General features: G+C 43.3%; 10 protein-coding genes. 4 read left to right on the top strand and 6 right to left on the bottom strand.

The features are described 5' to 3' along the window. Positions 1 to 56 precede the first annotated feature (56 nt). Positions 57 to 1,232 (top strand): glycosidase, encoded by a 1,176-nt coding sequence (locus AB5Z01_RS09115; RefSeq protein ID WP_138339064.1) that lies wholly within the window; start codon positions 57 to 59, stop codon positions 1,230 to 1,232. A 287-nt stretch (positions 1,233 to 1,519) separates the two neighbouring features. Then, on the top strand, positions 1,520 to 1,972 hold the full coding sequence (gene nrdR, locus AB5Z01_RS09110) for a transcriptional regulator NrdR (protein WP_022288601.1): 453 nt from the start codon (positions 1,520 to 1,522) through the stop codon (positions 1,970 to 1,972). 87 nt (positions 1,973 to 2,059) lie between these two features. Here nrdR and AB5Z01_RS09105 read toward each other — a convergent pair whose 3' ends face one another. The 5 genes from AB5Z01_RS09105 to AB5Z01_RS09085 all read right to left on the bottom strand — a co-directional run bounded on the left by AB5Z01_RS09105 (position 2,060) and on the right by AB5Z01_RS09085 (position 6,537). Beyond that, positions 2,060 to 3,379 carry an aspartate kinase gene (locus AB5Z01_RS09105; RefSeq protein ID WP_195221451.1) on the bottom strand — a complete coding sequence of 440 codons (1,320 nt, stop codon included), beginning with the start codon at positions 3,377 to 3,379 and terminating at the stop codon, positions 2,060 to 2,062. 198 nt (positions 3,380 to 3,577) lie between these two features. Continuing rightward, positions 3,578 to 3,724: a hypothetical protein gene (locus AB5Z01_RS09100; protein WP_158455080.1), complete on the bottom strand. Its 147-nt coding sequence runs from the start codon at positions 3,722 to 3,724 to the stop codon at positions 3,578 to 3,580. A gap of 124 nt (positions 3,725 to 3,848) precedes the next feature. After that, positions 3,849 to 4,169 carry a DNA-binding transcriptional regulator gene (locus AB5Z01_RS09095; protein ID WP_195221452.1) on the bottom strand — a complete coding sequence of 107 codons (321 nt, stop codon included), beginning with the start codon at positions 4,167 to 4,169 and terminating at the stop codon, positions 3,849 to 3,851. Further along, positions 4,166 to 4,522, bottom strand: a complete 357-nt coding sequence (locus tag AB5Z01_RS09090) for a type II toxin-antitoxin system RelE/ParE family toxin (protein WP_195221453.1) — start codon at positions 4,520 to 4,522, stop codon at positions 4,166 to 4,168. The genes AB5Z01_RS09095 and AB5Z01_RS09090 overlap by 4 nt, the downstream gene beginning before the upstream one ends. Before the next feature lie 95 nt (positions 4,523 to 4,617). After that, positions 4,618 to 6,537 (bottom strand): EAL domain-containing protein, encoded by a 1,920-nt coding sequence (locus tag AB5Z01_RS09085; protein ID WP_118159456.1) that lies wholly within the window; start codon positions 6,535 to 6,537, stop codon positions 4,618 to 4,620. 491 nt (positions 6,538 to 7,028) lie between these two features. Here AB5Z01_RS09085 and AB5Z01_RS09080 point away from each other — a divergent pair, with 491 nt between their 5' ends. Further along, positions 7,029 to 7,277 (top strand): hypothetical protein, encoded by a 249-nt coding sequence (locus tag AB5Z01_RS09080; protein ID WP_022288604.1) that lies wholly within the window; start codon positions 7,029 to 7,031, stop codon positions 7,275 to 7,277. After that, entirely contained in the window at positions 7,277 to 9,376 is a 2,100-nt protein-coding gene (locus AB5Z01_RS09075; protein WP_368365475.1) for a heavy metal translocating P-type ATPase, read from the top strand. The genes AB5Z01_RS09080 and AB5Z01_RS09075 overlap by 1 nt, the downstream gene beginning before the upstream one ends. Before the next feature lie 79 nt (positions 9,377 to 9,455). Here the strand turns inward: AB5Z01_RS09075 and AB5Z01_RS09070 are convergent, their stop codons facing one another. Then, positions 9,456 to 13,424 carry a X2-like carbohydrate binding domain-containing protein gene (locus tag AB5Z01_RS09070; RefSeq protein ID WP_368365474.1) on the bottom strand — a complete coding sequence of 1,323 codons (3,969 nt, stop codon included), beginning with the start codon at positions 13,422 to 13,424 and terminating at the stop codon, positions 9,456 to 9,458. Between the last annotated feature and the right edge of the window lie 109 nt (positions 13,425 to 13,533).

The following is a 13,533-nucleotide window of genomic DNA, read 5'->3' as shown; positions in this document are numbered from 1 at the left end:
AATTATTATAGTATACTTGTTTAAGAAGATTTTTTACCGAAAGGAAATTGCTTGATATGACAGATTTTGAAAGAAACAAAGCAAGGGTGACAGCCGAATACGAGGCTCTCATCAACAGAAAAAACATTGTGTCCGACAGCTACAACGGAATTTATGACAGATACGTTTACCCTGTTCTGACAGCCGCACACGCACCTATTATCTGGAAATATGACATGAACCCTGAGACAAATCCATACTTCATGGAGAGATTGGGCATAAACGCAGTTCTGAACTCAGGCGCTATTTATCTCAACGGCAAGTATTACCTTGTTGCAAGAGTTGAGGGCAATGACAGAAAGTCATTTTTTGCAGTAGCAGAGAGCGACAGCCCTGTTGACGGCTTCCGTTTCTGGGACTTCCCTGTTCAGCTTCCTGACACTGAACCGGAGGAAACAAACGTATACGATATGAGACTTACTCAGCATGAGGACGGCTGGATATACGGTGTATTCTGCTCAGAGAGCAAAGACAAGACTTCAAACGATCTTTCTGCCGCTACAGCTCAGGCTGGAATCGTAAGGACAAAGGATCTTAAGACATGGGAAAGACTTCCTAATCTCAAGTCCAAGTCACCACAGCAGAGAAACGTTGTGCTTCACCCTGAGTTCGTTGACGGAAAATACGCATTCTACACACGTCCACAGGACGATTTTATCGAAACTGGCTCAGGCGGAGGAGTATGCTTCGGTCTTTGCGAAGACATTACAAACCCTGTTATCTGCACAGACGAAGTTGTTATCTCACCAAGGCAGTATCACACAATCACAGAGGTAAAGAATGGTGCAGGCGCAGTGCCTATCAAGACACCAAAAGGTTGGATACACATTGCACATGGCGTAAGAAATACAGCCGCAGGTCTTAGATACGTAATTTATGTATTCGCAACTGACCTTAAAGACCCTTCTAAGCTAATCGCTTCGCCGTCAGGACTTTTCATTGCACCACACGGCAGTGAAAGAGTGGGTGACGTATCAAACGTTGCGTTCACAAACGGCGCGATCGTTCGTGAAAACGGTGACGTGTATATTTACTACGCTTCATCAGACACAAGACTTCACGTTGCGGCAACAACGATCGACAAGCTTATGGATTACACATTCAACACTCCGTCAGACCCACTGCGTTCTGTTGACTGCGTAAAGCAGAGATGCGATCTTATCAGAAAAAATCTCGAATATCTTAACAAGTAATATATCAAACACAAACAGACGGCTTCTGCTGTCTGTTTTTTTGTACACTAAAACTTTTTTCAAGTCTGCGATATCCGTGCATAAATATTGCACTACCCATGTAGGGGACGTCGTCCTCTACAATTATGCTATGGTTTGTCTGCCGCAAAACTGCTGAGTCCCTTTACCGCAACTTTTTTTATATACCCTCTTGCAATCGTCCACAATCTATGGTATAATTAATTAATAAAAGCACAATATATGCAATATCACGCACAAAATTTTCTCTTAACTAAGGAGTGTTTATAATGAGATGTCCTTTTTGCAACTATGAAGATACAAGAGTAATAGATTCACGTCCAAGCGAGGGAAAAAAGCGTCGCCGCCGTGAGTGTCCGAAATGCGGAAAGCGTTTCACTACTTATGAGGTGGTGGAAAAGCCACAGCTTATGGTATACAAGCGTGACGGCTCGTTTGAGCCTTTTGACAGACAGAAGCTTATAAAAGGCATTCAGAACGCTATCAAAAAGCGTCCTGTCAGTGTTGATGATATGAAAAACCTTGTTGACGATATAGAGAACACCTTTGCAAACAAAATGCAGACCGAGACCACTACAAGCGAGATAGGCGATATGGTGCTTATGGGACTGAAAAAGCTTGACCACGTTGCATATGTGCGTTTTGCTTCCGTTTACAAGGACTTCTCTGACGTTGATTCGTTCATTCAGATAATCACTGAGCTTTCTGACAAGAAGAAATAAATAAGAGCGTTCCGATAATTTTCGGGACGCTTTTTTGCACCAAAAAAGCGGACAGCCAAAGCCGTCCGCCATATTTTTTATATTGTATTAAAGCTGTGTATCAACAAAAATTGTATAGATAGCCTTCATTGCAGATTCAAAATCAGCCTCATTCACACCGATGATGATGTTAAGCTCGCTAGAGCCCTGATCTATCATCTTTACGTTTACATGAGCGTGTGCAAGGGCTGAGAATATTCTGCCTGCTGTACCTCTGTTTGACTTCATTGCACGTCCCACAACTGCAATAAGCGCAAGGTCTGTTTCAATATCAATTGTATCAGGGTGACAGTTTCTGTGCAGACCTGACATTATCTCCTGCTCCTTTGGAGCAAACTCTGCCTGATGAACAACGACAGACATTGTGTCGATGCCTGATGGCATATGCTCAAAGCAGATACCATTCTTCTCGAAAACTTCAAGAACTCTTCTGCCGAAACCAAGCTCTGCGTTCATCATATCCTTTTCGATATTAACTACAGTAAAGCCCTTCTTTCCTGCTATACCTGTGATAGTAAATGCAGGCTTCTGAGATGTGGACTCAACGATCATCGTACCCATATCCTCAGGCTTGTTTGTGTTCTTGATGTTTATTGGGATACCTGCTTTTCTTACAGGGAAAATAGCGTCCTCATGAAGTACGCCTGCACCCATGTAAGAAAGCTCTCTCAGTTCCTTATATGTTATGGTAGTGATAGGCTGTGGGTTGTCGATAATTCTAGGGTCGCATACCAGGAATCCTGATACGTCTGTCCAGTTCTCATAAAGATCAGCGTTTACTGCTGCGGCAACGATAGAGCCTGTTACGTCAGAACCGCCTCTTGAAAATGTCTTGATAGTATCGTTTGGCATTGAGCCGTAGAAACCAGGTATTACCGCATTGTCAAGTGTAGCAAGTCTTTGAGGAAGCACCTCGTTTGTTCTTGCAGAATCGAACTGACCCTGATCGTTAAAATAGATAACATCGGCAGCGTCAACAAAGTTATATCCAAGATAGTTAGCAAGAACGATACCGTTAAGATACTCGCCACGGGAAGCCGCATAGTCACGTCCTGCCTTGCCGATAAAGCAAGCCTTGATAGTTTCAAACTCCTTTTCAAGAGAAAGGTCAAGACCCAGATCATTAATTATGCCGTAATATCTTTCCTTGATAGCGTCGAACTCGCTGCTGAAATCCTTGCCCTTTGCAGCAAGATCATAGCAGCCGTAAAGCATATCAGTTACCTTTGTATCGTTTGAAAATCTTTTACCAGGAGCAGACGGCACAACAAATCTTCTTGAGCTTTCCGCTGTGATTATCTCCTTTACCTTTTTGAACTGCTCAGCACTTGCAAGAGAGCTTCCGCCGAATTTTACAACCTTTGTCATTTCACAAACCCCTTATAAACTATAGAATTATTCCTGTCTGCGTACTTTTCCCACGCTGACGTTACAATAAATAGTATACCGAATTTGCGTGATTAAGTCAATGTATAAATGGACTAATTTTTATAGTTTTTTCGATGTATGTTTGTGAAATACGCTTGTATTTGTATGACGGACAACTCATACTTATCTGTCTGCCTATTATCTGTAATGTTCGTCTATCCACTTATCATGTTTTCGTGAAAGAAAGCCCCAGCGTTCTTCAACACAAAATGCAGCAGATAAAACAAGCGGCAAAGAAAGCAGCACAGCCGCAATAATAAGAATAGCCATATTACTTACGTTCACAAGAACGCCTCCCGTCTCGGTTTTGTTATGACTATATTATAGCGTTTCTCACTTAAACAGACCTTAATGCAAAGTGAAAACTATGTGAAAAAAAGCCCCGACCGAAGTCAGGGCGGATATCATATCAAACAACGCTTTCAATTACGATATGACAGTTCTGAAGTATTTCAGGGTCAAGCTGAATGAGTGATATCATCCTTCTTGCAGGTCCGATAGGACGATTTGTGCCTGTTTCCCAAGCTTCCACTGTTTTAGTAGAAACACCTATCACCGCTGCAAACATAGCTTGTGTAAAACCTAATCTTTTTCTGATAGCTTTTATTTCTTCTGCTGATATATCGGGCAAAGGCTCTATCGTTAAGGTAGTTTTTGGGGCAGGAAGTTTGCCTTTTTCATATTCAACAGCTTCATTCAAACCCGTCATGATACTTTCAAAAACATTCATTTTAAAGCCTCCTTATTTGATCTTATCTGCTTTTCAAGCTGTTCTATCACAGCTTTGATCGCATTTCGTTCTGATTTACTAAGATTATCTTTTTCATTTTTAGTATATGCAGTTATCAGGTATATAGTTTCATAAACCACAAAATCTACATACACAACACGAACGCTTCCGCTTTTACCTCTGTTTTCCAGTGCAAATCTGACTTTTCTAAGACCGCCTGTTCCCTGCATAACAGGATTATCCTGTGAAGTAAAAAGCAACTCCGCCTGCAATCGTTTCAAGTCACTGTCAGTTAAACCTATCTGCCCCCAGCGTTTCTCAAACTCAGGGAGCATTATAAATTCTCTCGTCAACACCATCACCCATATATATTATACCCTATTTAATAGGGTTTGTCAAGACATATAAAAAGCCCCGACCGAAGTCAGGGCTTTTTTCATCAGACTGCTTAAACCGTCACAGCCTGAGTATTGTTCTTTTTAAGCACCTCAATAAAATCTTTTTCAGGAACAGGCTTTGAGAAGTAGTATCCCTGAATGAAATCACAGCCCATGCCAAGAAGCGTGTCGAGTTGGTGCTTGTCCTCGATACCCTCGGCGACTATCTGCATATTGAGCTTCTTTATCATCGCCACTGTACTCTCAATGGCGATATGCGCCTTTTCGCTCTTGAAACATTCCCAGACTATTTCCTTTTCAAGCTTGATAAATCTGAAAGGCAGGCTGAGAAGATATGTCATATTTGAATATCCCGTACCATAATCGTCAAGTGCAAACTTCACACCATAGTCGGAAAGGGTCTTGATGTTTTTCTCCATAATGTGCGGAGTATACACCGCCGCAGTTTCCGTTACTTCAAGACAAATAGATGACGGGTCTACCTTGTATCTGTCCATAACGCTGAGAAGCTGCTCTACAAGGTCCGACTGCATACACTGGACTACCGACAGGTTTACCTGCACATATTCGATACCAAGTGAAGTTCCCATGCCTTTCTTTATAAAGCGGCAGGCTTCCTCGAAAACATATTTGCCTATTTTAAGTATCTTGCCGTTTTCCTCAGCTATAGGAATAAATTCCTGCGGAGAGATAAATCCAAGCTTTTCATCCTTAAGCCTAACAAGGGCTTCACAGGAAACTATCTTATTTCTTGAACTTGAATATATCGGCTGATAGTATACCTCAAAACCACGATTATCCAGAGCCTTGTCTATAGCATTCTCTACCTCGCTTCGACGTTTGCTGTCATAAAAGTTTATGTCAGTTGCATGAAGAAGTCTTTCAGTTTCAGGTTCACGATGCTTGAACTGCTCGATAAAGTCCACCAGCATATCTGCATTGTCAACGTCCTCAGGGCAGTCGATACGCATAAAGCAGGCTGTTATCAAAGTATCCACAGTACCTATATTCCAGTTTTCAGACAGCTTTTTCCTTATCGCACGATACGTTTCCCCCACCTTTTCAGAATCCTTCGGGAACATAAGAGCAAAGCATTCGTCCTCCAAATAAAATCCATCGCCCAGATTAACAAAGTTATAAAGATAGTCGGAAAAGCTTCTTAACAGAGAGTTGGAAAAACGTCCGCCAAAGGTTTTCATAAACATTTTGAAATCCGGTATCCTTATGAGCAATAATGTAAAATCAGAAGCTGAGGCATATTTTATGGAACACCTATTGACAAAGCTGCTCCAGTTGAGCATTTTTGTTCCTTGGTCTATCATATCGTCCTGACTTTGCAAAGTGAACATTATTAGAAGCATACATACAGATGCCGCAAAGCACTCCACAAGAAGGTGTTTATTGATCATCTGAACAATTACCGCCACTACCGTCATTGAGATAAAGGCTGTTATAGAAGTGACCACTTGTCTTGAGAGCATACTTCTATTACCCATTGCGTAAACGATGCCAAATATAAGATAATAGATCGCCACAATGTATGTAAATGGCTGAAGAGTGCCACGATGATAACCACCTTGACTATCCACATAGATGATAAAATGTGTTGCAGGCGTCGTGATCACAAGCAAAAGATCAACGATCATCGGTGTATATAAAAAGCTTTTGAAAAGAGCCGACATCTCTTTAAAGCCGTCCGTCAGGAAAAGTATATAGATCACAAATAGAAACGGAATAAGATTATGTGTAAAATAATAAGCCGTATGGAAGAAGGTTTTAAGCCCTATACCCCATTCGCCGGTAGACAACACGCTTAAAATATCCAAAACAGTTGACAAAGCCGAGTCGCCCACGAGAATGCCAAAGACCTTATTCTTGCTGCACGGAATACGCTTTTTGAAATAGAATACAACTCCTGTGATAGCATATATCACAAGGGCGCATATATCATAATGGATAATATAACCCACAACGCAGACCTCCCCGTATTGTTATGATAATATTTTAACATAACTCTGTTATGGCTTCAACCGATTTAACAAAAAGTTATAATATTTTTGGTTGTGTGCATAACTTACATATAAATAAAAGCCCGAATTTATGGTTTTTGTCAATTATTATCTATTCGTTGTAATGTTCATTTATTCATGGTAATGTCCATTCTTGCGGTTTACTGATAAGATATCATAAACATTTTAACATTATCCTAAAGCTTCACCCCAAAATGAAAAGTTAGAAAAACGATGATAATTTAACTTACGGCAAAAGATTATACATAGTTTTAAATAATTTTTAAATTTGTCGGTTTGACTTGACTAATAAACAATATAGAGTTATACTGAAATCACGGTAAAGATCCTGTCAAAGGACTTGTTATATGCTCGTATTTTGGCAGAGTTTCTGTATATGCCGAAATAATTAGTTCTTACTAATATCTAAAAACAAAACAGGAGGTAATATTATGTTAAAATGTTTTAAAGACGAGAAATTCTGGTGTGCAGTAGGCGGAGCAGCCGCAGTCATTCTTGGCAAGAAAGTCGTAAAGGCTAAGAAAACAAGAGAGCTTGCCGTTACAGGTCTGGCAAAGGGAATGAAGCTCAAGAGCGACGCTCAGTCAGCACTGAGAAGCATGAAGGACGAAGCATCTGACATCTGCTATGACGCTAAGGTCGAGGCAGGAATAGATGACGAGGAAGAAGTAACTGAATAATGAAAGCTCAGATCGTTTATGACAAGCCCCGCCGCATACGTTTCCGCTGTGGTAGCAACGCTTTCACAAAAGAACTTGAACGGTCGATACATAAGCTTGTTATGTCAAACCCGTGGGCGATCGCCTGCGAGGCTCACTATGAGAACGGCGGAATACTTATACGCTATAAAGAGGGTCACAGAGCCGAAGCTGTCGAACTTGTAAGAAAGCTCAGAGGAAGCGACCTAGCACCTGTCAGCGACAATCAGTATGACACCGAGGAGATAGACAGAACATTCAAATCTGACCTTGCAAAGCTTGTGATGCAAAGATATATAAGAAAAGCTATTCTGCCTGCACCTATAGGCGCAGCACTTATCGTGTACAGCGGACTTAAATACATAGCAAAGGGCGTAAGCGCACTGTTTGACGGCAAGCTTACAGTTGAAGTGCTTGACGGAGCGTCAATAAGCGCTTGTCTTATCCAGAAAAATTACAATACGGCTGGCACTGTCATGTTCCTGCTTTCTGTATCAGGCTTGCTGGAGGATTACACAAGAGCGAGAACAAGAGCCGCTCTTACTGACAGCTTGGCGATAAAGGCAGATCAGGTATGGCTGGCAGGCAAGGACGCTGATACTCTTATACCAATGTCACAGCTTCAGGTGGACGATTGCATAAGAGTTCGCACAGGAAGCGTTATTCCTGTTGACGGTCAGATAACCGAGGGCGAAGCTTACATAAATGAAGCTTCCATGACAGGCGAGCCTCTTGCGGTCATGAAGAGCGCAGGAGCAAGCGTATTTGCGGGAACAGTTGTCGAGGAAGGCTCAGTTGTGATAAAAGTTCGCAAGCTTTCTTCCGACACAAAGATAAGCAAGATAATCGAGCTTATCGACAATTCAGAAAACCTTAAAGCAGGGGTGCAGAGCAAAGCGGAGCGTCTTGCGGACTCTATCGTGCCGTACAGCTTCCTTGCCTTTGGTCTTACACTGCTGTTTACTAGAAATGTCACAAAAGCAGTTTCCGTTCTTATGGTGGACTATTCCTGCGCTATCAAGCTTTCAACACCTATAGCCGTTATATCCGCTATTAAAGAAGCCGCTGATGATGACGTTACGGTAAAGGGCGGAAAATATCTTGAAGAATACGCACTTGCCGATTCTATCGTTTTTGACAAGACCGGCACTCTTACAAACGCTGAGCCTGTGCTTGAAAAGGTAATAGCCCTCGGGGATTACTCCGAGGCGGAAACGCTGAAAATTGCGGCTTGCCTTGAAGAGCACTTCCCTCACAGCGTAGCGAGAGCTATAGTAAAGGGTGCGGCCGATAGAGATATCGACCATGCCGAGGAACACGCTGAGGTGCAGTATATAGTTGCCCACGGAATTTCAACAACGCTTCACGGCAAACGTGCTATCATAGGAAGCAGGCATTTTGTCTGCGAGGACGAGGGCATAGAGATAACAGACGAACAGCAGGCTGAGATCGACGAAAAGTCGGGAGCATGCTCGGTAGTTTATCTTGCTGTAGGCGACAAGCTCACAGGTGCGCTCTGCATAAGCGACCCGCCCAGACCTGAAGCTGAGGAAGCTGTTAAACAGCTCAAAGAAGCAGGCATAACAAATATCATTATGCTCACAGGCGACAGCGCAAAGGCTGCCGAGATAACTGCACGGAAGCTTGGCATATCAGATTTCAGGGCGCAGGTTCTTCCTGAGGACAAGCACAGATATGTTCAACAGCTCAAAGAGCAAGGACACAGAGTAATAATGGTAGGCGACGGAATAAACGACGCTCCAGCCCTTGCGGCGGCGAACGTTTCTGTTGCAATGAGCGATGCTTCCGATATCGCAAAGGAAACTGCCGATATAACAGTTCGTGGTGCAGACCTTACACAGCTTGCGTCTATAAGACAGCTTAGCGAGAAGCTAATGCACCGAATAAACAGTAACTACAGATTTATACTGCTGTTCAATTCAGTGCTTCTGCTGTCAGGAGCTTTCGGGCTTTTACAGCCGTCAGCCTCAGCGCTTCTGCACAACGCTTCAACAATGGCGATCTGTGCAAAGAGCATGACTCCTTTAGAGGATAAAAAGCGCAAAAAGAAAAACAAGTAAACAAAATATAAAGAGCGAATGATCGTAACGTCATTCGCTCTTTTTTGCATCTTAATAAATGTAACGCTTTTTTCTTAAATTACCTAGCAGGTGTACAGTAGCAAATAGAATAAACTGTGATATCACCGTTTTTGGCCGCAGCATGAAGCTGATCCAGCTTATCAAAACCTGCACCAAGCTCCTTTACACAGTCTGCATATGTGAACTTAGCATAGTAATGATCATTCGCTCTGCCTGTTTCGCTAGGCTGAACTCTTGCCCAGCCTGCTCCTCCTGACCAGCTCTGGAGAATAAGCTCAAGCTCGTTCTCTGCGCCCGAATACTCAACATAGAAATAGCCGTTTGCAGAAAGAGACGAAACATCAAAACTGCCATAATTTTTTGAAGTCAAAACTGAAACTGCCTGACCCCATGAGCCACATGATTTTGCACCCCAGAAAATAGATACATATGGATCCTGCTCCGGCTTATCAGGGTCAACAGGATCTACCGGATCAACCGGCTCTGTTGACTTTCCGACAATATACTTAACACTAAGAACTTCGATATCTCCGTTAGCCGCACCAACATGGAAGCGGTCTACTTTAGAGAAATCTGTTGTTCCGAACGCCGCCGCAACATCGTCGTAGCTATACTTTGCGTATACAATACCATCCTTTTCTGTTACCTCAGCTGGTGAAACTCTCGCCCAGTCTGCACCGCCTGACCAACTCTGGAGAATGACCTCCGCCTTGTCTGTGCCGCCCTTGAACTGAACTTCAAAATATCCGTCTTTTTCGATAACTGAGCTGTCAAAGCTGCCGCCCTCCTTAGTTGTGGAAAGTGTGATAGCCTGACCCCAGCCTGATGTCTTTGCCGAGCCTGTGAAGATAACAGTTTCTATTTTGTCACTTACCTCTCCAGTTGCAGGGATAACCTCTGTCTTTATCACCTTGCCGCAAGTTGTACACTCAGTGTGCTTTGAGCCATTTTCTGTCGCAGTAGCCGCCTTGTCGATTATCCATGTGCTTTCGCTGTGACCTGTCGCAGGGATAGTTTCAGTGTACTTTTCACCGCATGAGCAAGTGTATACCTTTTCGCCGTCAGCTTCGCAAGTTGCAGCCTTTGTTGATGTGAGGGTATAGCTGTGCCTGTGACCGATAGGATCGGTGTAATCGTCCTTCTTTGTCTCGCCGCAGGAAGCGCAGGTGTGGATAGTGTAGCCCTTTTCGTTCTCTGTAGGAGCAACTGTCTCGCCCTTTACCCAGCTGTGACCCTTTGCAGGGATAATTTCAGTGTACCTGTCTCCGCAAGTACAAATATAAATTCTCTCGCCCTCTGTTGTGCAAGTAGCTTCCTTTGTTACCTTTGCGGTGTAGCTGTGGGTGTGTGATGACTTAACATTCTTGACAGTGAGTGCAAATGCATCTGTGTTTCCGTCTGAGAATGTGTATGTAAGTGTGTAATTACCATTTGCAAGCGTCTTGAGCCAGCTTTCGTTGAGCATTATCTGACTTCCGCTTGTAGAATAATCTAAGCCGCCTGTAAGCTTCTTGCCGTTTACTATGATAGACTCTACGCTCTTTCCATAAAGCACAAGGTCTGTTCTCACACCGCTTGGAGCATCAGCGTCAAATATGCCTGACTTTGTGGAAAGGTGTGGCTTCTCGATCTGTCCGTCCTCGTAGAAAACAACATTGTCTATGTAAACTGTACCTGTCTTTTGAGCAGAATCTCCGCCCATATAGAACGAGAACTGGTTAAGCTTTGATGTATCAAGATTTCCGCCCGACTGCCAGCTTGGTGCTTTAAAGTCAGCGAATGATATCTTGATAGTTTTTCCGCCTGCGAAATCAAGTGCTATCTGCGCTTCAAAATAATTGTCGTTTGCATCTCTAAGCTGAACAGTAAGGCTGTTGCCCGTGCCGTCCCCCTCTACCCAAAGCTCAACGCCTGCAAATGATGAAGCATTTCTTACTGCAATAGGGTGGTTTACTCCGCAGTAGCCGTTTGGTGATCCGATATCATATCCGAAAGCAAGCGCCTTTGAACCGTTCTTTGCAGCAAGAGAAAGTGAAACTTCATTGCCGCCTGTGTTTCTTGAATAAGACGACCAAAGTGCCTTATCATTTGAATAGCTCTCAAATGTGTCAAGCTCATCAAAGCCTGTGGTGTCGAAAACATTTATTGTAAGCTCCCTATCCTCGCCCTCATAGAAATCGAACTTAAGCGTCACAATGCCTGCTGAAAGCGTCTTGAGATATGCACTTTTAATGGTCACAGTGTCGCCCGAAGTTGTGTAATCTGTACCCTCTGCGAGTGCTTTTCCATCAGCAACAATGCCTCTGAACTCGCTTGTCTTGCGATCCATGGTGATATCAACATCACTGCACTTCTTAGGGTTTACGTCAACAGAGATTATCTCAGGTGAGATAATAGGCTTAGGGATAGAGCTGTCGCTCACCGTCAGATTGAACTTAGGCTGATTGCCGCCTGTTGTGAGTATCCTGCACGAATACTTTGCAAGCTCCTGCCTTTTAAGATAAGAAGCCTTGATAGTAACAGCGTTGCCCCTTATGGTGTAATCGTCTGACGAGAGTTTCTTTCCGCCGACCTCAACACCGCTTATGCTGCCCTCTTTCATAGAAACATTCACCACAACGTTATCTGACTTGCTTCTGTCAAAACTGTATGTAGACTTGTCAGTGGTGTTTATAATGTTCTTCTTTTCCATTTTTGCAGCAGCGTTCATCATAAGAGTTCTTGTGCTGTCCGTCTTTTCGATACCCTCAGGGCCGTAAACGGTGTAGCCGTCGTAGTCCTGATAAAGAGTGCCGTCATCAAGATAGGAAGCTATCATCCAGTAGTTGAAGCCCTGATATTCGACACCCTCATAGTAGTCCCCTGTTACAATATCCAGCCAATCGGAATAAGCGGCGTCACGCTTTGTTTTGTCTGTAAGACCGAATTCCTCAAAGATAATAGGCTTGTCAGCGGAAGATGTGGTCTGGGCATGGCGCTTTATCCACTCGAGGTCATCATCGCCAAGGTCAAAGCCCCACTGATCAACGTACATATGCGGTGTGCCAAAGTCTACAGTATCGATAGTCATAAGCTTGTCAAAGTCAACACCGTAGTAGCCTGAATATGCGGAAGACGGAAGATCTTGCCTTGCAGCTTCCTGATAGCCAAGATTATAAAAGCCCTCGTCGCCAACAGATACCATGTGATAAGGGTCGATAGACTTTACATATGCTGACATTTCCTTTGCCCAGTTATAAAGAATATCGTCCTTGCAGAACTCGTCAACAGTACATCTCGGCTCGTTTGAAAGCTCCCAAGAAAAAACAGCTTCAGAATCCATAAGCTTCTCGCCTGTGTAGTAGTTGGTGTGATTTAACAAAGTCTTGATATAATCCTTATACCAACCCTTGATAGTTTCATTAGTGTAAAAATCGCAGGTGTCCTTTTCGTCCACTTTGCTATTACCAACGCTCTTGCCCTGTGACATCTGATACCACTTTACATACTGACCCATTCCGCCGAACGCTTCCCAATAGTTCGTGAAAGTGATAACAAGCTTCATATCATGTTCTTCAGCCTGCTTGATAATATAATCAAGATGTCTCAGGCCGTCCTCACCCTCGTTCACAACAGGCTTGCCAGCCTTATCGTCCCAATACTGGAAGTAAACTCCGTCCTTTTCGCCCGTTCCGTCATTGTTGCCCTCAAAAGTCTCATGACCAGACTGCGAGTCGATCTCGCCTGTTTTCTTACCAACGTCAAGATTTCCCCAAATTCTTATTACTTTAAGCCCCATTTTTGAAGCGTCATCGAAAACATTCTTTACCTCACTCTTTGACTTATAGGTGAGATAATAGCAGTTCGTGCCGCCGTAATAGTAAGGGCTTCCGTCACACATAAACTTTGAGCCGTCAGCATAAACAAATCCCTCTGGGTGTGTCGCCGCATACTCCGCATATGCGCTGATATCTGCGAAAGGCACAATGCTAACAGCCATTGCTGCAGCCGCCAGAGCCGCAGAAAATCTTCTCATTACTCCTGTCATAACCATACTCCTTTTTCATTACTTTAGCTAATTTTTGATTAATTTAGCTTGTCGAATTATTGCATTTTTACTTTATCACAAACTTAATTTAATGTCAATCTCTTAAAAC

The organism is Ruminococcus sp. RTP21359st1_H3_RTP21359_211015 (assembly GCF_040909065.1).
GTDB classification, from domain to species: Bacteria; Bacillota; Clostridia; order Oscillospirales; family Ruminococcaceae; genus Hominimerdicola; species Hominimerdicola aceti.
The sequence above is the reverse complement of the archived record's forward strand: the minus strand, read 5'-3'. Positions and strand labels throughout refer to the sequence as shown.